Source organism: Pseudomonas sp. R76 (assembly GCF_009834565.1).
Taxonomy (GTDB): domain Bacteria; phylum Pseudomonadota; class Gammaproteobacteria; order Pseudomonadales; family Pseudomonadaceae; genus Aquipseudomonas.
Genome location: NZ_CP019428.1, coordinates 5,382,089 through 5,408,336, shown reverse-complemented (window position 1 = coordinate 5,408,336; position 26,248 = coordinate 5,382,089). Strand labels below are relative to the sequence as shown.

The window sequence follows — 26,248 nt, the reverse complement described above, 5'->3', positions numbered from 1 at the left end:
GCACGTTAACGCAACCGCGTTACTTATAGAAACAGTCAATCAGCCACGGTAGTAACGTTGCGGTACAAATGGCATTTTACTTACACGTAATGGCACCTTTTTCCCACGCACCAACGCAGACACTTCGGTGTCCAGTGCAATGAACGCGCTGTCCAGGTAACCCATGGCCAGCGGGCCGCCCAGGGTCGGGCCAAAGCCGCCGCTGCACACGCTGCCGATCACGGTGCCGTGTTCGTCGACGATTTCTGCGCCTTCGCGCACCGGGGTGCGTTCCTGGGGCAGCAGGCCGACTCGCTTGCGGCTCACACCGGCTTGTTGCTGGGTGAAGATCCGGTCGGCACCCGGGAAGCCACCGGCACGTGCACCGTCGGCGCGCCGGGCCTTGGAGATTGCCCACAACAGGCTGGCTTCAATCGGCGTGGTGTCGGTGTTCATGTCGTGGCCGTACAGGCACAGGCCGGCTTCCAGGCGCAGCGAGTCACGCGCGCCCAGGCCGATGGCCTGCACTTCGGTTTCGGCCAGCAGGCTGCGCGCCAGGCTCTCGGCATTGGCAGCGGGCACAGAGATTTCAAAACCGTCTTCACCGGTGTAGCCGGAGCGGCTGACGTAGCAGTCCACGCCCAACAGGCGCAAGGTGGCGAACTGCATGAACGTCATCTTGGTCACTTCAGGTGCCAGGCGCGCCAGTACCTTCACCGCTGCCGGGCCTTGCAGGGCGAGCAGGGCACGTTCTTCGAAGAGTGGCTCGATGCTGCACTGCTCGCCAATGTGTTTGCGCAGGTGCGCCAGGTCCTGGTCCTTGCAGGCGGCATTGACCACCAGGAACAGTTCGTCGTTGCCCAGGTTGGCCACCATCAGGTCGTCGAGAATGCCGCCCTGATCATTGGTGAACATGGCGTAGCGCTGCATGCCAACCGGCAAGTCGATGATGTCGACGGGCACCAGGGTTTCCAGGGCTTTGGCGGCGTTTGCGCCGGTCAGGCGGATCTGGCCCATGTGCGACACATCAAACAACCCGGCGTGTTCACGGGTGTGCAGGTGTTCCTTCATCACGCCCAGCGGGTATTGCACCGGCATGTCGTAACCGGCGAAGGGCACCATGCGTGCGCCCAATTCGAGGTGCAGCGCATGCAGTGGGGTTTTCAACAGGGTTTCGGTGGACATATTCAGCTCCTGAAAAACGTGCGGACGCGCTGTTAGGCGTCAGCACTCGATAATGTTGACCGCCAAACCGCCACGGGCGGTTTCCTTGTATTTGCTTTTCATGTCGGCGCCGGTCTGGCGCATGGTGCGGATGACTTTGTCGAGGGACACAAAATGTTGCCCATCGCCGCGCAAGGCCATGCGCACCGCATTGATCGCCTTGACCGAGCCCATCGCATTGCGCTCGATGCACGGCACCTGCACCAACCCGCCAATCGGGTCGCAGGTCAGACCGAGGTTGTGTTCCATGCCGATCTCGGCGGCGTTTTCGACTTGGGACACGCTGCCGCCCAATACCTCGCACAACGCACCGGCCGCCATCGAACAGGCCACGCCGACCTCGCCCTGGCAACCGACTTCAGCGCCGGAGATCGAGGCGTTTTCCTTGTATAAAATGCCGATGGCGGCGGCAGTGAGCAGAAAGCGCACCACGCCGTCCTCGTTCGCGCCGGGGATAAAGCGCATGTAGTAATGCAGCACCGCCGGCACAATTCCGGCCGCACCGTTGGTGGGCGCCGTGACTACACGCCCGCCGTTGGCGTTTTCTTCGTTGACGGCCAGCGCGTACAGGTTGACCCAGTCGAGCACCGACAGCGGGTCGCGCAGCGCTGACTCGGGGTTCTTGCACAGCTGGCGATGCAAAGCAGCGGCGCGGCGCTTGACCTTCAAGCCACCGGGCAGAATCCCTTCGTTGCGACAACCGGCGTCCACGCAGTCTTGCATCACTTGCCAGATCTTCAGCAAGCCAGCGCGCGTCTCGGCTTCCGGGCGCCAGGCACTTTCATTGGTCAGCATCACCTGGCTGATCGACAGCCCGTAGGTGGCGCAATGGCCCAGCAAGTCCTTGGCGTGTTTGAAAGGGAAGGTCAGCGGCGTGGTGTCTTCGACAATCCGGTCGGCGCCGGCCGCGTCTTCATCCACCACAAAACCGCCGCCGACCGAGTAGTACTCGCGGCTGCGAATCTGAATGCCGGCGGCGTCGAAGGCACGAAAAATCATGCCGTTGGGATGGTAGGCGAGGGGTTTGCGAATCATCGCCAAGTGTTCTTTCTCGTTGAACGCAATGCTGTGTTCGCCGAGCAGGTTCAAACGACCATCGCTGCGCATCTGCGCGAGGCGTGCGGCGACAGTTTCGGTATTCACGGTGTCCGGGTGTTCGCCTTCCAGGCCCAGCAGCACGGCCTTGTCACTGCCGTGGCCTTTGCCGGTGGCGCCCAGCGAGCCATAGAGTTCCACCTTGATGCCGGTGGTGACGCCAAGCAGGTTGTCGCGCTTGAGGCCTTCGACAAATCGGGCGGCGGCACGCATCGGGCCAACGGTGTGGGAGCTGGAGGGGCCGATACCAATCTTGAACAGGTCGAACACGCTGAGGGACATGGTTGTTCTCCGGTTTCTTATTATGTGTTGGGTGTACTCGGCCTGACTGTGGAAGAGGTCCAGGTGGGAGCTGGCTTGCCTGCGATGCAGACACCCCGGTCTATCAGGTAGACCCGGGTGATGCCATCGCAGGCAAGCCAGCTCCCACACTTGACCCTGTTCCGTCAGTCAGTGTTACGCGTAGCTCTCAATCGACGGGCACGCACACACCAGGTTGCGATCGCCAAACACGTTGTCGACCCGGCCAACCGGTGGCCAGTACTTGCCTTCGATCAGCGACGCAACCGGGTACACCGCTTGTTCACGGCTGTACGGGTGGCTCCATTCACCGACGATTTCAGCGGCGGTGTGCGGCGCGTTTTTCAGTGGGTTGTCGTCCTTGTCCAAGGTGCCGTTTTCCACCGCGCGAATTTCTTCGCGGATGGCGATCATGGCGTCACAGAAGCGGTCCAGTTCTTCCTTGGATTCACTTTCAGTCGGCTCGATCATTAGCGTGCCGGCCACCGGGAACGACATGGTCGGCGCGTGGAAGCCAAAATCGATCAGGCGCTTGGCCACGTCGTCGACGCTGATGCCGCTGCTGTCTTTCAGCGGGCGCAGGTCCAGGATGCATTCGTGCGCCACCAGGCCGTTGCTGCCGGTGTAGAGCACCGGGTAGTGCTCTTCGAGGCGACGGGAAATGTAGTTGGCATTCAGGATCGCCAGCTGCGAAGCGCGTTTGAGGCCCGCGCCGCCCATCATGCTGATGTACATCCAGGTGATCGGCAGGATGCTCGCGCTGCCGAACGGCGCCGCGCATACCGCGCCTTCCTTGCGCTCCATGGCCGCATGACCGGGCAGGAATGGCGTGAGGTGCGACTTGACGCCAATCGGGCCAACGCCCGGGCCGCCACCGCCGTGGGGAATGCAGAACGTCTTGTGCAGGTTCAGGTGGGACACGTCGCCGCCGAACTTGCCCGGTGCGCACAGGCCAACCATCGCGTTCATGTTGGCGCCGTCGATGTACACCTGGCCGCCGTTGTCGTGAATGATCCCGCAGATTTCGCGGATGCCTTCTTCGAACACGCCGTGGGTGGACGGGTAGGTGATCATCAGTGCAGCGAGGTGCTCGCGGTGCTCAATGGCCTTGGCGCGCAGGTCTTCGATATCCACGTTGCCGCGTGCGTCGCAGGCAGTGACCACCACGCGCATACCGGCCATGTTGGCGGTCGCCGGGTTGGTGCCGTGGGCCGACGACGGGATCAGGCAGATGTCGCGGCGCTCTTCGCCGCGGCTCTGGTGATAGGCACGAATGGCCAAGAGGCCTGCGTATTCACCCTGGGAACCGGCGTTCGGTTGCAGCGAGATCGCGTCATAACCGGTGGCCGCGCAGAGCATGGCTTCCAGGTCGGACGTCAGTTCAAGGTAGCCGGCGCTTTGCTCGGCCGGGGCGAACGGGTGCAGGGCACCGAACTCGGCCCAGGTCACCGGGATCATTTCGCTGGCGGCGTTGAGCTTCATGGTGCACGAGCCCAGCGGGATCATGGTGCGGTCCAGCGCCAGGTCCTTGTCGGCCAGTTTGCGCAGGTAGCGCATCAGCTCGGTTTCGGAGTGGTAACGGTTGAACACCGGGTGGCTGAGGATTGGCGACTGGCGCAGCAGCGCGGCCGGCAGCGTGCTTTCAGCCTCGGCGAAGGCGGGCAGTGCCTTGCCGTCGGCGAAAATTGACCACAAGGCTTCGATATCGGCCTGGGTGGTGGTTTCGTCGACCGACAGGCCTAGACGCTCAGCATCCACCACACGCAGGTTGATGCGCTGGGCGCGGGCCTTGTCGTGCAGGGCGGCGGTTTGGGCGCCGGTGTTGAGGGTCAGGGTGTCGAAGAAGTGTTCCTGCTCGACCTTCAGGCCCAACGCGGTGAGGCCTTTGGCGAGAATCGTGGTCAGGTGATGAACACGGTTGGCGATCTGGGTCAGGCCTTTCGGGCCGTGGTACACGGCGTACATGCTGGCGATGTTGGCCAGCAGCACCTGGGCGGTGCAGATGTTGCTGGTGGCCTTCTCGCGGCGGATATGTTGCTCGCGGGTCTGCATGGCCAGGCGCAGGGCCGGCTTGCCGAAACGGTCGACGGACACACCGACCAGACGGCCCGGCATGTCGCGCTTGAACGCATCCTTGGTGGAGAAGTACGCCGCGTGCGGGCCACCAAAGCCCAGCGGCACACCGAAGCGTTGCGCGCTGCCGATGGCCACGTCGGCGCCGAACTCGCCCGGAGGCGTCAGCAGGGTCAGGGCCAGCAGGTCAGCGGCCACGGCGACCAGGGCGTTGGCGGCGTGGAAGCGCTCGGTCAGTTCGCGGTAATCAAACACGTCACCGTTGCTGGCCGGGTATTGCAGCAGGGCGCCGAAGAATGGGCTGACGTCGGTCAACTCGCGCTCATCGCCCACCACCACGTCAATGCCCAGCGGCTCGGCACGCGTGCGCAGCACGTCGAGGGTTTGCGGGTGGCTGTGGATCGAGGCGAAGAAGGCGTTGCTGCCCTTGTTCTTGCTCAGGCGCTTGCAGAAGGTCATCGCTTCGGCGGCGGCGGTGGCTTCGTCGAGCAGGGAGGCGTTAGCGATCGGCAGGCCGGTGAGGTCGCTGATCAGGGTCTGGAAGTTCAGCAGCGCTTCCAGGCGGCCTTGGGAAATCTCGGGTTGGTACGGGGTGTAGGCGGTGTACCAGGCCGGGTTTTCCAGCAGGTTGCGCAGGATCGGCGACGGCGTATGGCAGTTGTAGTAGCCCTGGCCGATGTAGGTCTTGAACAGCTGGTTCTTGCCGGCGATGGCCTTGATCTTGGCCAGGGCTTCGGCTTCGCTCAGGCCGTCTTCCAGGCCGAGCACGCTGGTGCCCTTGATGCTTTCCGGGATCACGCTGGCGCTCAGGGCTTCGAGCGAGTCAAAGCCCAGCTTTGCGAGCATTTGCTGCTCGTCTTCCTGGCGCGGGCCGATATGGCGGGCGATGAATTCGTTGGCGGTAGTGAGATTAACGGTCATGGCGCGCTCCTCAGGCTTCAGCGTTGGCTTTGATCAGGCGGTCGTACGCATCCTGATCCAACAGCTTAGCCACTGCGCTGGCATCGGCGGGTTTAAAGCGGAAGAACCAACCTTCGCCCATCGGGTCTTCGTTGACCAGTTCCGGGCTGTCGCTGAGCTTGTCGTTAACTTCGAGAACGTCGCCGTCCAGCGGCATGTACACGCCACTCGCGGCCTTGACCGACTCAACGGTGGAGGCTTCTGCGCCCTTGGCGTAGGACTGCAACTCAGGCAGTTGCACGAAAACCACATCACCCAGCGCGTTCTGCGCGAAAGCGGTGATACCCACGGTGACGCTGCCATCGGCTTCGGCGCGCAGCCACTCGTGATCTTCAGTGAAACGCAACTCGCTCATGGAAACTCCTCAAGGCCAGATTCGTCTGGTGGACGGGATTGGAATAATGGGGAGTTGCTTAGCAATATCGCGGCCAACGTTATTAATTATTTATAAATCAATAGGTTAGTAAAATTGGTTAGGGCGCTGGAAGTTTTTGCCGTAGCGATTTCGCTACAGCTGGGCCTGTGAAAAAAAGCCTATGTGGATCAAAGCCTTGCATGGCGCGTAAAAAACAGGGTTGTATCGATATCGTTACGCTGTAGCGCTTTCAGTACACTGGATGTCGTTCTCAGACCAAAATCTGGAGTGCCGTCCATGTGGAAGTAGGCTTGTGTGGGAGCTGGCTTGCCTGCGATAGCATCACCTTGGTTTAGATGAAAGACCGAGGTGCCTGTATCGCAGGCAAGCCAGCTCCCACAGAAGCCAGCTCCCACATTTGAACCGCGTTTATTCAGTCAGAGCTTGTTGGGAATGCCGTACTTGCGCAGCCGATGCGCAATTGCCGTGTGCGAAGTCTGCAGGCGGCTCGCCAGTTGGCGGGTCGAGGGGTAGCTGGCGTAGAGCTTTTCCAGCAGGCTGCGTTCGAAGTCTTCCACCGCCTGTTCCAGGCTGTCGACTTCGCCGTCGCTCTGGCGCGCTACCGAGGTGCCGGCGATGTCCAGGTCGCCGATGTCCACCAAGCTGCTTTCGCAAATGGCGGCGGCGCGGAAGATCACGTTTTGCAGCTGGCGCACATTGCCCGGCCAGCGGTTGCCCAGCAGCGCCGGGTAAGTGCCGGGCGCCAGGCGGCACACCGGGCGCTGGATCTGCGCGCAGGCCTGCTGCATGAAGTAGCGGGCCAGCAGCAGGATGTCCTGGCCGCGTTCACGCAGCGGCGGCACTTCAACGTTGAGCACGTTGAGGCGGTAGAACAGGTCTTCGCGGAAAGTACCCTCGCTGACCATTTTTTCCAGGTCGCGGTGGGTGGCGCTGAGAATGCGCACATTGACCTTCACTTCGCGGTCGCCGCCCACGCGCCGGAAGCTGCCGTCATTCAGAAAGCGCAGCAGCTTGGCCTGCAAGTACGGCGACATTTCGCCGATCTCATCAAGAAATACCGTGCCCTGGTTGGCCAGTTCCATCAGCCCCGGCTTGCCGCCGCGCTGGGCACCGGTAAAGGCGCCGGGGGCATAACCAAACAGTTCACTCTCGGCGAGGTTCTCCGGCAACGCCGCGCAGTTCAGCGCCAGAAACGGCGCACTGTGGCGCGCGCTGATCGCATGGCAGGCCCGCGCCACCAGCTCTTTGCCGGTGCCGGTTTCGCCCTGGATCAACAACGGTGCGTCCAGTGCCGCCACTCGTTGCGCACGCGCCTTGAGGGTGCGGATCACCGGGGACTCGCCCAACAGCGCATCAAAGCCTTCGGCATGGTCATGGTGCAGCGCCGACAATTGCTCGCCGATGCGGTTGGGCTGGTACAGCGTCAGCAAGGCGCCGGCGTCGGTGATGGGCGTGGCGTCGAGCAAAAAGGTCTGGCCGTTGACGCTGATTTCGCGCAAAGGCAGGCGAAAGCCATGCTCCAGCAAGGTCTCCAGCAGCGCCGGGTCATTGAACAGTTCGCTGATGCTTTCCCCAGCCGGTTCGCGGCCGTACAGCGCGATCAACGCCGGGTTGGCCAGCAGGATCTTGCCGGCGCTGTCCAGGGCCAATACCGGGTCGGTCATCGCGGCCAGCAGGGCGTCGAGTTGCAAGTGGCGGCGCTGGCCGGGAAGGATGTCGACCACGGTGACTGCTTGCACGCCGTGCACGCTGAACAGCGCATCACGCAGTTCTTCGAGGACCTCGGCGCTGAGAGTCGGCGCGTCGATGTAGACGTTGGGCGGCACCATCTCCACCGCATCCAGGTTGAGATTGCGCCCACCGAGCAAGGCCAGGACTTCCTGGGTAATGCCGACGCGGTCGATGAAGCTGACGTGGATACGCATGGGGTGGCTGACAAATCTGCAAAGCGAGAGGCCGCAAGTATGCCTTGGAGCGGATGGAGATCAAAATGTGGGAGCGGGCTTGCTCGCGAATGCGGTGTGCCAGTCTCTTAATTTATTGACTGAAAGACCGCATTCGCGAGCAAGCCCGCTCCCACACTGATGGTGTTGTGTCAGTGCAAACTTGTTATTCCAGGTGCTCGGGCTTTACCGGATCGCCCGCCTTCACATCCAGCTGATGCCGTACATCCTCAAACATCAAGTCGTACTGCTTATGCATCTGGCCGTTGAGCGTCGCAACCTTCGGCATGCCATATTTTTGCGCGATGTTCATCGCATGCCGGGCGAAATCAAACGCCTGGTCCTTGGGCAAAAAGAATTCCTCCTTGAGGTCCTTGCCCTGCACCGAGCCGTGCAGCTTGAAGAGCATTCCCTTGCCTTCCTTTGGGTCCTGGCTGACTTCGTAGTCGATGCACAGGTTGTAGCTGTAATCATCCTTGTTGAGCGCGTGACGTTCGACGTGCAGGTGACCGGGTTCAAAGGTGGCCATAGGCGTTTCTCCTCTACTTCACAGGTAGGTGATGCCAGGTGTTGCCGTGCTGATGCGTGTGCCAGCGCTGCCCTGGACAATGGCTTCGATGTCCGAGAGTGAACCGATGACGGCGGTTTTGCCAGTCTGGCGGGCGAACTCGCAGGCGGCTTGCACCTTGGGGCCCATGGAACCGGCGGCGAAGCCGAGCTTTTCCATTTCGTCCGGGTGAGCCTGGCCGATCGCCTTCTGGGTCGGCTTGCCGAAGTCGATAAAGGCCGCGTTGACGTCGGTGGCGATCACCAGCAAATCGGCGTCCAGTTGCGCGGCCAACAGTGATGAGCACAGGTCTTTGTCGATCACCGCTTCAATGCCGCGCAGCTTGCCGTCTTCGCCATACATTGTGGGGATGCCGCCACCACCGGCGCAGATGACGATGGCGCTTTTTTCCAGCAGCCACTTGATCGGGCGGATTTCAAAGATGCGTTTGGGGCGTGGGCTGGCGACCACGCGGCGGTACTTGTCGCCGTCCGGGGCGATGGCCCAGCCTTTTTCGGCGGCGAGTTTCTCGGCTTCGGCTTTGACGTACACCGGGCCGATGGGCTTGGTCGGGTTCTTGAACGCCGGGTCGTTGGCGTCCACTTCGACCTGGGTCAGCAGTGTGGCAAACGGCACTTCGAAGTCCAGCAGGTTGCCCAGTTCCTGCTCGATGATGTAGCCGATCATGCCTTCGGTTTCGGCGCCCAGCACGTCCAGCGGGTACGGCGACACGCTGGTGTAGGCCGCCGCCTGCAGCGACAGCAGGCCGACTTGCGGGCCATTGCCATGGGCAATCACCAGCTCGTTGCCGGGGTGGATCTTGGCGATCTGTTCGGTGGCGATGCGGATATTGGCGCGTTGGTTGTCCGCGGTCATGGGTTCACCACGGCGGAGCAGGGCGTTGCCGCCCAGGGCTACGACGATGCGCATAAAGAATGTCCTTCTGAAGTTGATCGTTCCCACGCTCTGCGTGGGAATGCCTCACTGGACGCTCTGCGTCCGCTCTTGTGACGCGGAGCGTCACGGGCTGCGTTCCCACGCAGAGCGTGGGAACGATCAGTGTGAGGGTTAGATATCCGCCAGCGCCGACACCAGAATCGCCTTGATGGTATGCATGCGGTTTTCCGCTTGCTCAAACGCGATGTTGGCTGGCGACTCGAACACCTCTTCGGTCACTTCCACGCCATTGGCCAGGTTCGGGTAGCGTGCAGCGATGTCCTTGCCGACCTTGGTTTCGCTGTTATGGAACGCAGGCAAGCAGTGCATGAACTTCACCCGAGGGTTGCCCGAGGCCTTCATCATCTTGGCGTTGACCTGGTACGGCAGCAGTTGCTCGATGCGCTCGTCCCACGCTTCCACCGGCTCGCCCATCGACACCCAGATATCGGTGTGGATGAAGTCCACGCCTTTCACTGCTTCTTTCGGGTCTTCGGTGATGGTGATACGCGCGCCGCTCTCTTCGGCAAACGCCTGGCACTGCTTGATGAAATCTTCGTGTGGCCACAGCGCTTTTGGCGCGCCAATGCGCACGTCCATGCCCAGCTTGGCGCCGATCATCAGCAGCGAGTTGCCCATGTTGTAACGCGCGTCGCCCAGATAGGCGTAGCTGATGTCATGCAGCGGCTTGTCGCTGTGCTCGCGCATGGTCAGGGTGTCGGCGATCATTTGGGTGGGGTGGAATTCGGCGGTGAGGCCGTTGAACACCGGCACGCCGGCGAACTTGGCCAGCTCTTCGACGATTTCCTGTTCAAAGCCACGGTACTCGATGGCATCGAACATACGGCCCAGGACGCGGGCGGTGTCTTTCATGCTTTCTTTGTGGCCGATCTGCGACGACACCGGGTCGATGTAGGTGACGTGGGCGCCCTGGTCGTGGGCCGCCACTTCGAACGCGCAGCGGGTGCGGGTCGAGGTTTTTTCGAAGATCAGCGCGATGTTCTTGCCTTGCAGGTGCGGACGCTCGGTGCCGGTGTATTTGGCGCGTTTGAGGTCGCGGGACAGGTCCAGCAGGTAATGCAGCTCGCGCGTGGTGTGGTGCATCAGCGACAGCAGGCTGCGGTTGCGCATGTTGAAAGCCATGATGGAATCTCCTTAGTAGTCGATTGGGTCGCGGATGATCGGGCAGGTCATGCAGTGGCCGCCGCCACGGCCACGGCCGAGTTCACCGGCGCTGATGGTGATGACTTCCACACCAGCCTTGCGCAGCAACGTGTTGGTGTAGGTGTTGCGGTCGTAACCGATCACCACGCCAGGCTCCACGGCCACCACGTTGTTGCCGTCATCCCACTGCTCGCGTTCGGCGGCGAAGCTGTTGCCGCCGGTTTCCACCACACGCAGGGCCTTGAGGTTGAGGGCGGCGGCGACGGTTTCGAGGAAGTTGGTTTTCTCCCGTTGGATGTCGATGCCGTGCGGCTTGCTTTCATCCGGGCGCAGGGTGAAGGGCACGATCTGGTTGACCACTTCGGGGAAGATGGTGACCAGGTCGCGGTCGCAGAAGCTGAACACTGTGTCCAGGTGCATCGCCGCGCGGGATTTCGGCAGGCCGGCAACGATCACGCGTTCCACGGCTTTGTTCTTGAACAGGTTGCGCGCCAGTTGGCCGATGGCCTGGTGGGACGAGCGTTCGCCCATGCCGATCAGTACCACGCCATTGCCAATCGGCATCACGTCGCCGCCTTCCAGCGTGGCGGCGCCGTGTTCCTGGTCAGGGTCGCCGTACCAGATCTGGAAATCGGCGTTGGTGAACTCAGGGTGGAATTTATAGATGGCCGAGGCCAGCAGGGTTTCCTGGCGTCGCGCCGGCCAGTACATCGGGTTGAGCGTCACACCGCCGTAGATCCAGCAGGTGGTGTCGCGGGTGAATTGGGTGTTGGGCAGCGGCGGCAGAATGAAACTGGCGTGGCCGAGGAAGTCGCGGAACATCTCGATGGTCTTGCCGCCAAAGCTGCTCGGCAGGTCATCGGCCGACACGCCACCAATCAGGAACTCGCTGATTTTGCGCGGCTCCAGGCTGCGCAGCCACGAGCCGACTTCGTCGACCAGGCCCAGGCCAACCGTGTTGGCGGTGATCTTGCGTTCCAGGATCCAGTCCAGCGCTTCGGGGATGGCGACGATGTCGGTCAGCAGGTTGTGCATTTCCAGCACATCAATGTCCCGCTCGCGCATTTTGGTGACGAAGTCGAAATGGTCACGCTTGGCCTGGGCCACCCACAGCACGTCATCGAACAGCAGTTCATCGCAGTTGTTGGGGGTCAGCCGCTGGTGGGCCAAACCTGGGGAGCACACCATGACTTTGCGCAGTTTGCCGGCTTCGGAATGTACGCCGTACTTCACTTTTTCCGTGGTCATTACAGATCCTCCAGTGAACAAAAGTTACAGAGTCAGGAAGCCGTCGTAGAGGCCATAGGCAGCCACCAGGGCGCCAATGACGACTGCGGCAAAAATCAGCTTCTCGACGTTGGTGAAAATCGGTTTGCCCAGTTCATGCTTGGCCTTGGCGAACAGGATCACGCCAGGCGCATACAGCAGGGCGGAAAGCAGCAGGTATTTGACGCCGCCGGCGTAGAGCAGCCAGACCGCGTAGATCAACGCGATGGCGCCGATAAACAGGTCTTTCTTGCGCTCGCGCAGGGCGTTTTCGTAGGTCTCGCCGCGCACCGCCAGCAGCAACGCGTAAGCCGCCGACCACAGGTAAGGCACCAGGATCATCGAGGTGGCGAGGTAGATCAGCGACAGGTAAGTGCTGGCGGAGAACAGCGTGATCACCAGGAAAATCTGGACCATGGCATTGGTCAGCCACAGGGCGTTGGCCGGCACATGGTTGGCGTTTTCCTTGCGCAGGAACTCCGGCATGGTGTGGTCTTTGGCGGCGGCGAACATGATCTCCGCGCACAACAGCACCCACGACAGCAGTGCACCCAGCAAGGAAATGATCAAGCCGACGCTGATCAGCACCGCGCCCCAGTGGCCGACCACATGCTCAAGCACGGCGGCCATCGACGGGTTCTGCAACTTGGCCAGTTCCGGCTGGGTCATGATCCCCAAAGACAGCACGTTCACCAGCATCAGGAACAGCAGCACGGTGATAAAACCAATCACCGTGGCCTTGCCCACGTCGCTGCGCTTTTCCGCACGGGAGGAGAAGATGCTCGCGCCTTCGATACCGATGAACACCCACACGGTGACCAGCATCATGTTGCGCACCTGGTTCATCACGCTGCCCAGGTCGGGGTTTTTCACGCCCCAGATGTCAGCGGTGAAGATGTCCAGCTTGAACGCGAACACCGCGATCAACACGAACAGCACCAGCGGCACGACTTTGGCGACGGTGGTCACCAGGTTGATGAACGCGGCTTCCTTGATCCCGCGCAGCACCAGAAAGTGCACGGCCCACAGCAGTACCGACGCGCCAATCACCGCCGCCGGCGTGTTGCCTTCGCCGAAAATCGGAAAGAAGTAACCGAGGGTGCTGAACAGCAAAACGAAATAACCGACGTTGCCCAGCCAGGCGCTGATCCAGTAGCCCCAGGCCGATGAGAAACCCATGTAGTCGCCGAAACCCGCCTTGGCGTAGGCATACACGCCGCCGTCGAGATCAGGCTTGCGGTTGGCCAGGGTCTGGAACACGAAGGCGAGGGTCAGCATGCCGATGGCGGTAATCACCCAACCGATCAACACCGCACCCACATCGGCGCTGGCGGCCATGTTTTGCGGCAGTGAGAAGATCCCGCCACCAATCATTGAGCCCACGACCAGTGCAACCAGCGCGCCTAATCGAAGTTTTCCGGGAGATTCAGACATTGCATGACTCCAATGCAGGAGAAGAGAGACCACAGAATAAGTCTGTGCGCTAATCAAACAGCTGACTCAGATCACTTCATTGGCACATTCCATTGTGAATTAATGACTTAGGGGTAAGATTCGCGGGCGATACTGATCCTCGTAAAGTCGCGTCCCAGAGCGGCTCGGCGTTGTGGTTAATTATTTGGTGCGTTTGAGTGGACTTTCGAAACTAGCCCTTTTTGCTGAATGTGCAAACTATTTCGGGCCGGATTGCCTAATAGCTAGAAGGTGGCAGAGTGCCTGCCGCCTTTAAATTTTAAATAAATCTAAACTTTATAAAATGTCATGCCATTACGTTATTGAGCGTGAGGGTTTTATCGCTGTCTTTAATAAACGCTACACTCGCTGAATTAATTAGTTGAGTGCACGGTTGTCAGCTCAAACTATTTTTATCTGGAGTCTTCATGTCCCAACCGGCCCAAAAACTCAAGCTCAGCACGCTGATCGCGCTGGTGGTGGGCTCGATGATCGGCGGGGGGATTTTCTCCTTGCCGCAGAACATGGCCGCACGTGCCGAAGTGGGCGCGATATTGATCGGCTGGGCCATCACCGCCGTCGGCATGCTGACCCTGGCCTTCGTGTTCCAGACCCTGGCCAACCGCAAACCCGAACTGGATTCCGGGGTGTATGCCTACGCCAAGGCCGGTTTCGGCGATTACATGGGCTTCTCGTCTGCGTGGGGTTACTGGATCAGTGCCTGGATGGGCAATGTCGGTTACTTCGTGTTGCTGTTCAGCACCCTCGGCTACTTCTTCCCGGTGTTCGGCCAGGGCAATACGCCGGTGGCCATCGGCTGCGCGTCGCTGTTGTTGTGGGCCGTGCATTTTCTGGTGCTGCGGGGGATCAAGGAGGCGGCGTTCATCAACCAGATCACCACCGTGGCGAAGATCGTGCCGTTGCTGATGTTTATCGCGATCGCCGCCGTCGCGTTCAAGGCGGATATCTTCACCCGCGATATCTGGGGCCTGGGCAATCCACAGTTCGGCAGCGTGGTCGATCAGGTGCGCAACATGATGCTGGTCACCGTGTTCGTGTTTATCGGCATTGAAGGCGCCAGCGTGTATTCGGCGCGCGCCGAGAAACGCTCGGACGTCGGCCGCGCCACGGTGATCGGCTTTCTCGGCGTGCTGGCGCTGCTGGTGCTGGTGAATGTGTTGTCGCTGGGGATCATGAGCCAGCCGCAACTGGCGCAATTGCAAAACCCGTCCCTGGCCGGTGTGCTGGAGCATATCGTCGGGCCTTGGGGCGCGATGGCGATCAGCATTGGCCTGGCGGTGTCGTTGCTCGGCGCCTTGCTGTCCTGGGCGCTGCTGTGTGCGGAAATTCTCTACGCCACCGCCCATGACAAGACCATGCCGGCCTTCCTGAAAAAGGAAAACGCCAACCGCGTGCCGGTCAATGCGCTGTGGCTGACCAATGTCATGATCCAGATCTTCCTGGTGATCACGCTGTTTTCCCACAGCACCTACACCACGCTGATCTACCTGGCCTCGTCGATGATTCTTGTGCCCTACTTGTGGTCGGCGGCGTATGCGGTGCTGCTCAGCGGGCGCGGCGAAACCTATGACGGCGCCCAGCGCCAACGCTACAAGGATTTACTGGTCGGCTTGGTTGCGCTTGGCTACGCCGTTTGGCTGCTGTACGCCGGCGGTTTGAAATACCTGCTGCTCTCGGCGCTGCTGTATGCGCCGGGCGTGATCCTGTTTGCCCTGGCTAAACGCGAGCAAGGCCAGCCGTTGTTTACCCACCTGGAAAAAGGAATTTTCAGTTGCGTGGTCGCAGGCGCGGGGTTGGCGGCGTATGGGTTGTATAGCGGGGTGTTGTCGTTGTGAGATGGGCGTATCAGCTGTCCTATGACTGGGCGGCAATGCTGGGCTTTTTAGCGGCGCAGCGCCTGTGAGGGCCTCATCGCGGGCAAGCCCGGCTCCCACAGTTGACTGAGTTGTTTGAACGGTACTCGGTTAACTGTGGGAGCTGGCTTGCCTGCGATTGCAATCTCAAGTCACCACTGAGCCCGATGCGAGCCCAATTCCCCGGCCGGCAAATCCCACTGCAACGGCGTACCGCTGATGCTCACCGGCGCCAGCAGGCGATGGGCCTGGCCCCAGGCCGTGTGCTCCACCACCAAGCCCTGATCGCCCGGCTCTTCGGCCCGCAACGCTGGCTGCTCCGGCACTTGCCCGGCCTCCACCAACAACTTCGCCGTACGCGCCAACGATAACCGCGCCGACCCGCCGCGCCCGGATTTCAAGCGTTCGCTCAATGCCTGAAGCGCGCTGGCCGCCATCAAATACCCGGTGGCGTGATCCAGCGCCTGCAGCGGCAGCGGCACCGGTTTATCCGACTGCTTCCAGGCCATGCCCGCGTCGGCTATCCCGCTGCTCATCTGCACCAGGCTGTCGAAGCCGCGACGGTTACGCCACGGGCCGCTCCAGCCGTAGGCATTGAGGCTCACGTCGATCAGGCCGGGGGCGAGGGTTTGCAGCTGCGTGGCGGTGTAGCCCAGTTGTTCAAGGGCGTCGGCGCGGTAGCCGTGGAACAGAATGTCGGCGTCCTTGAGCAGGCTTTCAAACACCTCTCGGCCCTCGTGGCTTTTCAGGTCGAGGCGCGCGCAGCGTTTGCCCAAGGTCATTTCCGGCACTACGCCGGGTTCGTTCCAGCTCGGTGAGTCGATGCGCAGCACATTGGCGCCGAGCCCGGCGAGAAAACGACTGGCCACGGGACCGGCCAATACGCGCGTCAGGTCCAGCACCTTGATGCCGGCCAGTGGCCGCGCCACCGAGCCAAGCCAGGGTTTGTCGGTGGTGGTGTCGAAGGTCTCACGCTGCACCAATGCCTCTGCGTTCACCGCCAGCCCTTGAGGGTGGGTTTGCCAGGCTTGCCACGAACGCATCTGCGCCGCGCAGCCACCGGCATCGACAATCGCCTGCTCCAGTTCGGCCGCATTCCAGGCCGCGACTTTGCTGGCCATCTCGGCGCGGTCATTGACCTTGCCCAGCACCCGCTCGGCGGCGGCACGGTGGTGTGGCGCATTGGTGTGCAGGCGAATCCAGCCATCGGCGCAGGCGTAGTCGCCGGCTACCGGGTCCCACAGCGGCGGCGTTTGCCAGCCTACCGGGCGCAGCGAGGACGAAAACCAGAACGAGGCCAGGCGCCGGTCGACACTGACGCTGGGCAAGCGCCCGGTTTGTTGCTGGATCAGTTGAGCGACGGCCTGGCCGGCGGCACCGAGGCTGGCGCTGGCCAGTTCGGTCACGGCAAAGGTCGAGGGCAGGGCGCCGGCTTCGCTGAAGGTCAGCGCGGTGTGCGGTAGATCGAGTGCGGCTTGGATGGGTGTCAGCAGGTCAGTCATCAAAGGCCCTCCGTTTAGAGAAGGGCCACTATAGAAGATCATCACACCGGTGTGACAACTCCCGGCTCCAACGGCAAGTCGATGCTGGCGATAAAGCCACCCTCGGCATGGTTCGCCAGGATCAGGCTGCCGCCATGGCGTTCGGCGGCGCGCCGCGCGATGGCCAGGCCCAAACCGTGGCCCTGGGCGGTTTGCCCGGGGGCGCGGTAAAACGGCTCACCCAGTTGGCTCAGGTGTTCGGCGTCAACGCCTGGGCCGTGGTCACGCACGCTGATGAAGATTCTTTCACCCGCGCGATGGGCGTGCATTTCTATCGGCTGCCCCGGCGGGTTAAAGCGCTGGGCATTGCGCAGCAGGTTATCCACCGCGCGCTCGATCATGGTGGGCCAGCCCTTGAGGTGCAGGTCGGCCTCGGCGTTCAGTTGCACCACCTGCTCCGGCGCGCTGAGCTGGGCGTCTTTTTGCAGGGTCTTGAGCAGCGGGTTGAGGTCGATGTCTTCGGCGCTGGCGTTGTCGGCATCGACGCGGGCCAACACCAGGATTTCGCTGATCAGCGCCTCCAGGCGGTCGCACTCGCGGGTCAGGCGTGGCCAGAGTCGTTCGCGCTCTTCGGGGCTGGCGCGTTCGGCCAGGGCCAGGGCAATGCGCAGCCGGGCGAGCGGCGAGCGCAACTCGTGGGACACGTCGCGCAGCAACTGGCGCTGGCTGCCGATCAGGCTTTGCAGGCGTGCGCCCATGCGGTTGAAATCAGTAGCCAGCACGCCGAACTCATCGCGCCGGTTGGCCAACTTCGCCAGGCTGTTTTGCTGGTAGGTGGCCTGGCCGAGGTCATGCACCGCGCCGCGCAGGCGGCTGAGCGGGCGGGTGATGGACAGCGTCACCAGCAGGCTGAACAGCGTCAACACCACCAGCGCAATCGCCAGCGCGCTCAACGGCCACGTCAGGCTGCTGCGGTGCCATTCGTCCAGTTCCGGGTGCGGGATGCGGTAGATCAGCAGGTAAGTGTCACCGGTTTTTTCGCTGGTGTACTCAGCGGTCAGGCGGCGCCAGGGCAGGTGGCCGTCCTTGCTGTCATTCTGCCGGGCCTCAAACGCCGCCGCACGCCGTGGGAAGGTGCCGCGCACCACCGGATCGCCGCTTTCATTCAGCACTTGCACGTCGATGTGGTACTGGCGCTTGCGTTGTTGCAGCAAATCCTGGGCAGCGTCCTCGCCCTGGGCTTCGTAGAGTTGCGTCCACTCCTGCGCCAAGTTGTTGAGGCCAGGGTGGCGGCTGAGAATCCAGGCGTCCTGGTTGAGCATATGCCCCAGCAGGATCGACAACCCGGCAACCAGGGCGATGGCCAGCCAGAAACTGGCCAGGATGCGCCAGAACAATGAACGCACAGGAAACCCTCAAGCAGGAAAAGCCCAGCGGCGTAAGCCACTGGGCTGGGGAGTGAAGCTAACGCATTATTGCGCTTTTTGCGGCTGTTGGGCTTTCCAGGCCTGGAATTCCTTCCACTCGGCACGGCGCTCGGCTTGTTTCTTGACGATCTCGTCGAATTTCTTCTGTTGATCGGGTTTCAGCACGGCACGGATGTCAGCCTGGGTTTTCTGCTTGGCGGCAGCCATTTCGTTCTTCATGGCTTGCTGGTCAGCGGCGGGCAGTTTGTCCAGGTACTTGCGGACGATCTCTTTGCGACCGTGCCATTGTTCGCCCATCAGCTTGCCGATTTGCTCGCGTTGTTCGCGGCTCAGGTCGAGCTGGCTGAAGGGGCCGCCTTTGCCACGCGGACCGTGTTCACCACCGTGGCCCGGGCCACCCATCATGTGGCCTTCAGGGCCGCCCATCGGGCCTGGGCCTTCTGGCGCTGCGGCCATGGCAACGGTGGGCAGGGCAGCGGCGAACATCAAAGCGATAAGGGTCTTGCGCATGGTGATTCTCCTGTCTCTATTCCGGTGAGTCCGGATGTGAGTAGATTACGGAGATCAAGGTCAGCGGCGGTCAGGTGTGGGTAAAGCTTGGGTAAAGAGGTTTTTGGTGGGCGCTGACAAAACGTTCAAGGCGGGTGAGTTGATCGTTCCCACGCTCCGCGTGGTAACGCATACCGTGACGCTCTGCGTCACCCATGCGCAACGGGACGCGGAGCGTCCCAGGCGGCGTTCCCACGCGGAGCGTGGGAACCCTCTTTAAGCAGCTTAAAGGCTGTAGTAGTAGCCGCGACTGCGCAACGCCACGATCCGTGGCCGGCCATCCGGGTGTGGGCCGATTTTCTTGCGCAGGTTGCTGACGTGCATGTCCAGGCTGCGGTCATAGAGTGTCAGTTTGCGGCCCAGGGCGATCTGCGCCAGTTCCTGCTTGTCCAGCGGCTCGCCGGGCTGGCGCAGCAAGGCTTCGAGCAGGCGGCTTTCGGAGACGGTGAGGGCGAATTCCTGTTCATCGATCGTCACCACGCCACGCACCGGGCTGAAGCACAGGTCACCCAGCTCCAACTGCGTCGACACGGCAGCCGGGTGGCTGCGGCGCAATACGGCGCGCAGCCGCGCTGTCAGCTCGCGTGGGTCGCAGGGCTTGGCCAGGTAATCGTCGGCGCCCAGTTCCAGGCCGAGGATGCGGTCCAGTGGCTCGCCACGGGCCGAGAGCATCAGCACCGGCAGTTCCGGGTGGTCGTTGCGCAATTGCTTGAGCAACTCCAGGCCACTGCCGTCGGGCAGCATCACGTCGAGTACCACGGCCGCCGGGGCGCTGTCGGCCAAGGCTTTGCGCGCGCTCAAGCCATCGTGGCAGGCGCGCACCTGGAAACCTTCCTGGCTTAGCCAACTGGTCAGCAGCTCACAGAGCTCCTGGTCATCATCTATCAGTAACAGCTCGCTCATGACTCACTCAATTTAGCCATTGTCGACGGCGACGGTGCCCACCGCTGGCGAAGATTCCGCACAGCAACGCGATCAGTGCAACGGCGCCACCGGTGACAAACCATTGCTGTTGCTCGGTCAGCCAGCGGGTCAAGGCGCCGCCCTGTGTTTCTTTGAGTTGCTGGGTGAGGCGTTGGTTCTCTTGGCGCAAGCGACTCAGTTGGGCGCTTTCGCGGGCAGCGTCTGCGGTTTGCAGTTGCTTGCTCAGTTCTTCACGCAGGCGTTCGCTTTCTTTCAAGCGCTGCTGCAATTCGGTGATCTGGCTGCCGGCACTCAAGGACAGGGGCGTGGAACTGCCGGTGTTCGAGGTTTCTTCAGCGTGGGCCGCAGCCCCGATCGTTAACACTGCCAACAGACACAACTGACGTAAGCGCATCGGAACTCCTGATTCCACACGAATATTCAGAACGTTGTCGGCAGGTTACCGAGAATAATGAGCAATTAGGAGCGCGCCGAACCGATTAGGCTCGGCGCGGCTTTATTAAAGAAAGCGCGTTCAAGGCAGGACTTGCTTGAACGGCTTGATCACCACATCGGCGTAGACGCCCGCCGCGATATACGGATCGGCCTTGGCCCAGGCCTGGGCATCCGCCAGCGAGGCGAACTCGGCAACGATCAGGCTGCCGGTAAAACCCGCCGCGCCCGCGTCATTGCTGTCGACCGCCGGGTGCGGGCCCGCCAGTACGAGGCGGCCTTCGGCTTGCAGCACTTTCAGGCGTTCGAGGTGCGCCGGGCGCACGCTCAGGCGTTTTTCCAGCGAGTTGGCAACGTCGGTAGCAATGATGGCGTAGAGCATGTCAGTCCTCTGTTTTCGGCGTGGTAGGGGCGGTGTCATGCAGGTGGCGCGACAGGTAGATGCCTTGGCCGATCAGGAACAAGACGGTCATGCCCAGGCTGCCGAAGACTTTGAAGTCGACCCAGTAGGCTTGAAAGGTAAAGGCCACGAACAGGTTGGCGGCGCCGCAGAACAGGAAAAACACGATCCAGGCCACGTTCAAACGCGTCCACACCGGGTCCGGCAATGTCAGCGCATGGCCCATGATCCGCTTGATCAGCAGGCGATCACCGATGAAGTGGCTGCCGATAAACACCAGCGCGAACAGCCAGTTCACCACCGGGGCTTTCCATTTAAGGAAGGTTTCGCTGTGGAAGGCCAGGGTCAGGCCGCCGAAGACCAGGCAGGCGATGAGGGTCAGCCATTGGCTTTTTTCCAGCTTGCGCTGGGAGATGAAGATGGCGCCGTAGACCACGATAGAGCTGATGATCAGCACGGCGGTGGCGCTGTAGATGCCCCCGAACGTCAGTTCGTGACCGGCGATATCGATGACCCTGGGGTCGAGTTTGGTAACGATGAAAAACAGCAACAGCGGGATGAAGTCGATGAATTGTTTCACAGTAAGAGCCAGAAGCTGGATGTGGCGGCATAATAACAAACATCCTTGGTAGCGAAAGCGCCAGCTGACTTGAGGTTACACACTCCCGTGAATGTTGATTTGCACTGCCACAGCACGGCCTCCGACGGCGCCCTGGCGCCCGCGGTACTGGTTGCGCGTGCGTTTGAAAAAGGCGTGCGAGTCCTGTCGTTGACCGACCACGACACCCTCGAAGGCCTCGATGAGGCCCGCGAAGCGGCCCAGGCCCTGGGCATGCAACTGGTCAACGGCGTGGAATTGTCCTGCACCTGGGGCGGCGCCACCATTCATGTGCTCGGCTACGGCTTTGATCAAAACGCCCCGGCGCTGGTCGCCGCCATCGCCCAATTGCACGATGGCCGCTGGCTGCGGTCCGAAGAAATAAGCCGCAAACTCAGCCTTAAGGGCATGCCCAATGCGCTCGACGGCGCTCGCGCCATCCAGCAGGAACTGGGCGACAGCGGCAATGCACCGGCCCGGCCGCACTTTGCCGACTGGATGGTGCGTGAAGGTTTCGTCAAGGACCGCGCCGAAGCGTTCCGCAAATGGCTGGGCGCCGGCAAGTTGGGTGACGTCAAGCAACACTGGCCGACCCTGGAAGACACCGTCGGCACCCTGCGGGCCTCGGGGGCCTGGGTCAGCCTGGCGCATCCCTGGCATTACGATTTCACCCGCAGCAAGCGCCGCAAGCTGATTGGCGACTATATTGGAGCGGGCGGCCACGCAATCGAAGTGGTCAACGGGCACCAACCCGCCGAACAGGTGGGTAGCCTGGCGATTCTTGCCCGCGAATTTGGTCTGCTGGTCAGTGCCGGCAGTGATTTTCATGGCCCAGGCGGCTGGTCCGAGATTGGCGAGTACCGCCAAGTCCCGGAAGACCTGCCGCTGTTGTGGGGGCGATTCAAGCATGACCCCATTATTGCCACCGTCTGAACAGGTAGAACACGTGAGTCAATTCTTCCAGATTCATCCGGAAAACCCTCAAGCGCGCCTGATTAAACAGGCCGTGGAGATCATCCGCGCCGGTGGCGTGGTGATCTACCCAACGGATTCGTCCTACGCGATTGGTTGCCAGATCGGCGATAAAAGCGCGGTTGAACGTGTAAGACGTCTGCGTGACCTGGACAAGAACCACAACTTTGCGCTGATCTGCAGCGATTTGTCCCAACTGGGGCTGTTCGCCAAGGTCGACACCGGCACCTTCCGCCTGCTCAAGGCCCACACGCCGGGGCCCTACACCTTTATCCTGAATGCCACCCGCGAGGTGCCGCGCCTGTTGCTGCACCCGAAGAAGCGCACCATCGGCCTGCGCGTGCCGGAGCACCCGATTGCCCTGGCGTTGCTGGCGGAACTGGGTGAGCCGTTGATGAGTGTGTCGTTGATCCTGCCCGGTGAAGAAGAGCCGCTGTACGACCCTTACGAAATGCGCCGCCTGCTGGAAAAACACGTCGACCTGATCATTGATGGCGGCTACGGCGGCAACAAGGCTTCAACCGTGATCAACCTGGCCGACGGCGAGCCGGAAGTGGTGCGTGTGGGCTGCGGCGACCCGACGCCGTTTATGGTCGAGGCCTGAATGTCGGTCGTGGAAACCGTCGACAGCCAGGCCGGCGCCCAGCAGGAACTGCCTTTTGCCATGGTGTATGGCCAGGCGGTCATGGAAATGCCGCTGGACCTGTACATCCCGCCGGACGCCCTGGAGGTCTTTCTTGAGGCCTTTGAAGGCCCGCTGGACTTGCTGCTGTACCTGATCCGCAAGCAGAACATCAATATCCTGGATATCCCGGTGGCGGAAATCACCCGCCAATACATGGGGTATGTCGAGCTGATGCAGTCGGTGCGCCTGGAGCTGGCCGCCGAGTACCTGGTGATGGCTGCCATGCTCGCCGAGATCAAGTCGCGCATGCTGTTGCCGCGCTCGGAGACCATCGAAGCCGAAGAGGACGACCCGCGCGCCGAGCTGATCCGTCGCCTGCAAGAGTACGAACGCTTCAAAGCGGCTGCCGAAGGCATTGACGGCTTGAGCCGCGTCGGGCGTGACGTGGTGGTGCCCAAGCTCGACGCCCCGGAAGCGCGGGCGCGCAAGCTGCTGCCGGACGTCAGCCTGGAAGAATTGCTGATGTCCATGGCTGAGGTTCTGCGCCGTGGCGATATGTTTGAAAGCCACCAGGTCAGCCGCGAGGCGCTGTCGACCCGTGAGCGCATGAGCGATGTGCTCGAACGCCTCAAGGGCGGCGGGTTTGTACCCTTTGTCGAGCTGTTTACCAAAGAAGAAGGGCGCCTGGGGGTGGTTGTGACCTTTATGGCGATCCTTGAGCTGGTCAAGGAATCCTTGGTCGAGCTGGTCCAGAATGAGCCTTTTGCGGCTATCCACGTGCGGGCGCGAGCCGAATAAAGAGCTGAATCGATGAATTTGACTGAACCCCGCGAACTGGCGCCGCTGCTGGAAGCCTTTCTCCTGGCCTCGGGTAAACCGCAATCCCTGGAGCGCCTGTTCGAACTCTTTGAAGAGGCCGAGCGCCCTGAACCGCCGGTGTTCAAGAAGGCGTTGGAGATTTTGCGCAAATCCTGCGACGGCCGCGCCTTTGAGCTGCGCGAAGTGGCGTCGGGTTATCGCCTGCAGATCCGTGAGAAGTTTTCCCCGTGGGTCGGCCGCTTGTGGGAAGAGCGCCCACAACGTTATTCGCGGGCGATGCTCGAAACCATGGCGCTGATCGCCTATCGCCAGCCGATCACCCGGGGCGAGATCGAGGATGTGCGGGGCGTGGCGGTCAACAGCCATATCGTCAAGACGCTGCTGGAGCGCGAGTGGATCCGCATCGTCGGCTACCGCGACGTGCCCGGCAAGCCGGCCATGTTCGCCACCACCAAGGTATTCCTCGACCATTTCAACCTGAAAAACCTCGATGACCTGCCGCCGTTGGCCGAACTGCGCGAGATGGAAGCCGAGCCGGTGCTGGACTTCGACGACGCACCGGTCCCGGCCAGCCTGCAGGAACTGGCCGACGCCACCGCCGAGCCGGAAGAACCGAAAGACGAAACCAGTTTCCACACCTTGTTGCTGGAACTGGACGACATGGAGCAGGGCATCAAGACCGACTTCGATGATTTGTTGCGCGATGGTGCGGCCGAGCCGGAAACCCAAGTGAACGTTGAAGTTGAGCCTGAAGTCGAAGCTGAAGCAGAGCCTGAGGAAGATATCCTCGGCGTGGCGGAAGCCCGTGAAAAACTCCTGGCCGCCGTTGCCGCTCTTGAACAGCCGCCTTTGAGCGACGAGGAAGATGAAGCCCGGGCGCTGGCTGAAGCGATCGAGGCCGAGCGCCGCCAGTTTGAGGACTGACCCGGTCTGCCAGACACTGGAAACCCTGTGGAAGCTGGCTTGTGTGGGAGCCGGGCTTGCCCGCGATGCAGGCGCCTCTGTCTCAAAGTTTAAACCGAGATGATGCCATCGCAGGCAAGCCAGCTCCCACACAAGCCCGGCTCCCACACAAGGCAGCTCCCACAGAAAAGCCAGCTCCCAGGGAGGATTCAAATGAGTTCCACCAAAGACCCCTGCATCAGCATCTGCAAATTCAGCGATGACATTTGCGTCGGCTGTGGCCGCAGCAAGCGCGAAATCCGTGCCTGGAAGAAACTCGACAAAGTCGACAAACGCACAGTTTTGGCCGAAGCCGAGCTGAGATTGCTGGCTCTGGGCGCCACCGGTCGGCGGAAAAGCAAATGACTGGGGCCTTATCGACTAGTCTGTGATGCGCAACGCGCGCCATACGCGTATGATTCGCGACCCTTTGGCGACCTATTCGCCCAAAGCCCAGCTTTCAACATTCTTCAGGCCACGCCTGAATCGACCCACCGGGAGGTGCTTAAGATGAACGACCAAGACCAGAACGACAGCCAGGAAATCGGCCCAGCAGGTGAAAAACTGCAAAAGGTGCTGGCGCGTATCGGCGTGGGCTCGCGCCGCGACGTCGAAGCCTGGATCACCCAGAAGCGCATCAAGGTCAACGGCGTTGAAGCCACCCTTGGCCAGCGCGTCGACCTGCACGATGCAATCACCATTGATGGCAAGGTCATCAAGCGTGAAGAGGCCGCCGAATCGGTGCGCCGCGTGATCATGTACAACAAGCCCGACGGCGAGATCTGCACCCGTGACGACCCGGAAGGCCGTCCGACCGTGTTCGACAAGATGCCCAAGCCCAAAGAAGGCCGCTGGATCAACATCGGTCGTCTGGACATCAACACCACCGGCTTGCTGATGTTCACCACCGACGGTGAATTGGCCAACCGCCTGATGCACCCGTCCTACGAGATGGACCGCGAATACGCCGTGCGTGTACGTGGTGAAGTCGACGACGAGATGATCGAGCGCTTGAAAGCCGGCGTGGTCCTAGAAGACGGCCCGGCCAAGTTCACCGACATCAAGCAGGCACCCGGCGGCGAAGGTTTCAACCACTGGTATCACTGCGTGGTGATGGAAGGCCGTAACCGTGAAGTACGTCGCCTGTGGGAATCCCAAGGCCTGGTGGTCAGCCGCCTGAAGCGCGTGCGTTTCGGCCCCGTGTTCCTGAACTCCGACCTGCCGATGGGCCGCTGGCGCGAAATGAGCCAGTACGAAGTCGACATCCTCAGCGCCGAAGTGGGCCTGACGCCGGTCGCGATGCCGCAGATGAACGCCAAGAGCAAAGACAAACTTGAGCGTATGCAGCGTAAATCGTCGCGCCCTGTGGCCCGCACCGAACGTGTGGCCCGCACCCTGCGCCCGGCGTTGAATGCACCGGCGACCGGTGGTCGTATTTCCCGTGAGCCGCACATCGAAGGCGAGCGTCGCCCAACAGCGCCGTCGCGCCAGGAAGGTGAGCGTGCGCCACGCACGCCGCGCCCTGCACGCGGTGACGCGCCAGCCGGTGGTCGCGGCAATCGTGGTGAAGGCCGTGGTGCTCCGGCATCCGATCGCCCAGCCGACAACGCCAGCACCAAGCGCCCAGCCAAGCCTGCGGCGAATAAGCGCCCTGGCCCGAAACTGGTCGCCGACGAGCCGTCGGGCAAGCGCCGTGGCGCCCCGGCCGGTTCCGGTCAGCGTCCTGGTTTTGGTCGCAAGAAGCCGCAGTGATGTAAGTGCGGCATAAAAAAACGCCAACCCTAGGGTTGGCGTTTTTTTTGGTCTGGATTTGGTAACCCGTTCCAATGTGGGAGCTGGCCTTTGTGGGAGCTGGCTTGCCTGCGATGCAGGCACCTCGGTATGTCAGGC

Annotated in this window: 24 protein-coding genes; 7 read left to right on the top strand and 17 right to left on the bottom strand. The window is 61.7% G+C overall.

Annotated features, from left to right (window positions below):
- Positions 1-39: 39 nt before the first annotated feature.
- From gcvT to arcD (PspR76_RS24360), 10 genes are all read right to left on the bottom strand, one after another.
- Complete coding sequence (gene gcvT / locus PspR76_RS24405; protein ID WP_159959441.1) at positions 40-1,164, bottom strand: glycine cleavage system aminomethyltransferase GcvT; 1,125 nt, start codon at positions 1,162-1,164, stop codon at positions 40-42.
- Between the two features lie 39 nt (positions 1,165-1,203).
- A complete protein-coding gene (locus PspR76_RS24400; RefSeq protein ID WP_159959438.1) occupies positions 1,204-2,580 on the bottom strand; it encodes an L-serine ammonia-lyase in 1,377 nt (458 codons plus the stop codon).
- 174 nt (positions 2,581-2,754) lie between these two features.
- Positions 2,755-5,592 (bottom strand): aminomethyl-transferring glycine dehydrogenase, encoded by a 2,838-nt coding sequence (gene gcvP / locus PspR76_RS24395; protein WP_159959436.1) that lies wholly within the window; start codon positions 5,590-5,592, stop codon positions 2,755-2,757.
- Positions 5,593-5,602: 10 nt separating this feature from the next.
- On the bottom strand, positions 5,603-5,986 hold the full coding sequence (gene gcvH / locus PspR76_RS24390; RefSeq protein ID WP_159959434.1) for a glycine cleavage system protein GcvH: 384 nt from the start codon (positions 5,984-5,986) through the stop codon (positions 5,603-5,605).
- Positions 5,987-6,423: 437 nt separating this feature from the next.
- On the bottom strand, positions 6,424-7,932 hold the full coding sequence (locus PspR76_RS24385) for a sigma-54-dependent transcriptional regulator (protein ID WP_159959432.1): 1,509 nt from the start codon (positions 7,930-7,932) through the stop codon (positions 6,424-6,426).
- 184 nt (positions 7,933-8,116) lie between these two features.
- A complete protein-coding gene (locus PspR76_RS24380) occupies positions 8,117-8,479 on the bottom strand; it encodes a DUF5064 family protein (protein WP_159959430.1) in 363 nt (120 codons plus the stop codon).
- A gap of 18 nt (positions 8,480-8,497) precedes the next feature.
- A complete protein-coding gene (gene arcC / locus PspR76_RS24375) occupies positions 8,498-9,427 on the bottom strand; it encodes a carbamate kinase (protein WP_159959428.1) in 930 nt (309 codons plus the stop codon).
- Positions 9,428-9,565: 138 nt separating this feature from the next.
- Entirely contained in the window at positions 9,566-10,576 is a 1,011-nt protein-coding gene (locus PspR76_RS24370; protein ID WP_027605559.1) for an ornithine carbamoyltransferase, read from the bottom strand.
- A 12-nt stretch (positions 10,577-10,588) separates the two neighbouring features.
- Entirely contained in the window at positions 10,589-11,845 is a 1,257-nt protein-coding gene (arcA, locus tag PspR76_RS24365; protein WP_159959426.1) for an arginine deiminase, read from the bottom strand.
- A gap of 24 nt (positions 11,846-11,869) precedes the next feature.
- On the bottom strand, positions 11,870-13,297 hold the full coding sequence (arcD, locus tag PspR76_RS24360) for an arginine-ornithine antiporter (protein ID WP_159959424.1): 1,428 nt from the start codon (positions 13,295-13,297) through the stop codon (positions 11,870-11,872).
- A 446-nt stretch (positions 13,298-13,743) separates the two neighbouring features.
- Between arcD (PspR76_RS24360) and arcD (PspR76_RS24355) the strand changes: the two genes are divergently transcribed.
- The gene (gene arcD, locus PspR76_RS24355) at positions 13,744-15,171 is read left to right on the top strand and encodes an arginine-ornithine antiporter (protein ID WP_159959422.1); all 1,428 of its coding nucleotides are present in this window, start codon (positions 13,744-13,746) and stop codon (positions 15,169-15,171) included.
- Between the two features lie 170 nt (positions 15,172-15,341).
- Here arcD (PspR76_RS24355) and PspR76_RS24350 read toward each other — a convergent pair whose 3' ends face one another.
- The 7 genes from PspR76_RS24350 to PspR76_RS24320 form a co-directional block, all read right to left on the bottom strand.
- Entirely contained in the window at positions 15,342-16,691 is a 1,350-nt protein-coding gene (locus PspR76_RS24350; protein ID WP_159959420.1) for a CoA transferase, read from the bottom strand.
- Between the two features lie 41 nt (positions 16,692-16,732).
- A complete protein-coding gene (locus PspR76_RS24345; protein WP_159959418.1) occupies positions 16,733-18,076 on the bottom strand; it encodes a sensor histidine kinase in 1,344 nt (447 codons plus the stop codon).
- Between the two features lie 66 nt (positions 18,077-18,142).
- Complete coding sequence (locus PspR76_RS24340; protein ID WP_159959416.1) at positions 18,143-18,607, bottom strand: LTXXQ domain protein; 465 nt, start codon at positions 18,605-18,607, stop codon at positions 18,143-18,145.
- A 264-nt stretch (positions 18,608-18,871) separates the two neighbouring features.
- Positions 18,872-19,549: a response regulator transcription factor gene (locus tag PspR76_RS24335; protein WP_119741452.1), complete on the bottom strand. Its 678-nt coding sequence runs from the start codon at positions 19,547-19,549 to the stop codon at positions 18,872-18,874.
- A 7-nt stretch (positions 19,550-19,556) separates the two neighbouring features.
- The gene (locus PspR76_RS24330; RefSeq protein WP_159959414.1) at positions 19,557-19,964 is read right to left on the bottom strand and encodes a translation initiation factor 2; all 408 of its coding nucleotides are present in this window, start codon (positions 19,962-19,964) and stop codon (positions 19,557-19,559) included.
- Between the two features lie 120 nt (positions 19,965-20,084).
- Entirely contained in the window at positions 20,085-20,384 is a 300-nt protein-coding gene (locus PspR76_RS24325; RefSeq protein WP_159959412.1) for a YciI family protein, read from the bottom strand.
- A 1-nt stretch (position 20,385) separates the two neighbouring features.
- Positions 20,386-20,982 carry a septation protein A gene (locus PspR76_RS24320; RefSeq protein WP_106578415.1) on the bottom strand — a complete coding sequence of 199 codons (597 nt, stop codon included), beginning with the start codon at positions 20,980-20,982 and terminating at the stop codon, positions 20,386-20,388.
- Positions 20,983-21,069: 87 nt separating this feature from the next.
- Here PspR76_RS24320 and PspR76_RS24315 point away from each other — a divergent pair, with 87 nt between their 5' ends.
- From PspR76_RS24315 to rluB, 6 genes are all read left to right on the top strand, one after another.
- Positions 21,070-21,933 (top strand): PHP domain-containing protein, encoded by an 864-nt coding sequence (locus PspR76_RS24315; RefSeq protein WP_159959410.1) that lies wholly within the window; start codon positions 21,070-21,072, stop codon positions 21,931-21,933.
- A 13-nt stretch (positions 21,934-21,946) separates the two neighbouring features.
- Entirely contained in the window at positions 21,947-22,576 is a 630-nt protein-coding gene (locus PspR76_RS24310; RefSeq protein WP_017139161.1) for an L-threonylcarbamoyladenylate synthase, read from the top strand.
- A gap of 120 nt (positions 22,577-22,696) precedes the next feature.
- Positions 22,697-23,395 carry a segregation and condensation protein A gene (locus PspR76_RS24305; RefSeq protein WP_169875663.1) on the top strand — a complete coding sequence of 233 codons (699 nt, stop codon included), beginning with the start codon at positions 22,697-22,699 and terminating at the stop codon, positions 23,393-23,395.
- Positions 23,396-23,407: 12 nt separating this feature from the next.
- On the top strand, positions 23,408-24,340 hold the full coding sequence (gene scpB, locus PspR76_RS24300; RefSeq protein ID WP_159959407.1) for an SMC-Scp complex subunit ScpB: 933 nt from the start codon (positions 23,408-23,410) through the stop codon (positions 24,338-24,340).
- A 192-nt stretch (positions 24,341-24,532) separates the two neighbouring features.
- On the top strand, positions 24,533-24,724 hold the full coding sequence (locus PspR76_RS24295; RefSeq protein ID WP_005790815.1) for a DUF1289 domain-containing protein: 192 nt from the start codon (positions 24,533-24,535) through the stop codon (positions 24,722-24,724).
- A 144-nt stretch (positions 24,725-24,868) separates the two neighbouring features.
- Complete coding sequence (rluB, locus tag PspR76_RS24290; RefSeq protein WP_159959405.1) at positions 24,869-26,110, top strand: 23S rRNA pseudouridine(2605) synthase RluB; 1,242 nt, start codon at positions 24,869-24,871, stop codon at positions 26,108-26,110.
- Positions 26,111-26,248: the final 138 nt, after the last annotated feature.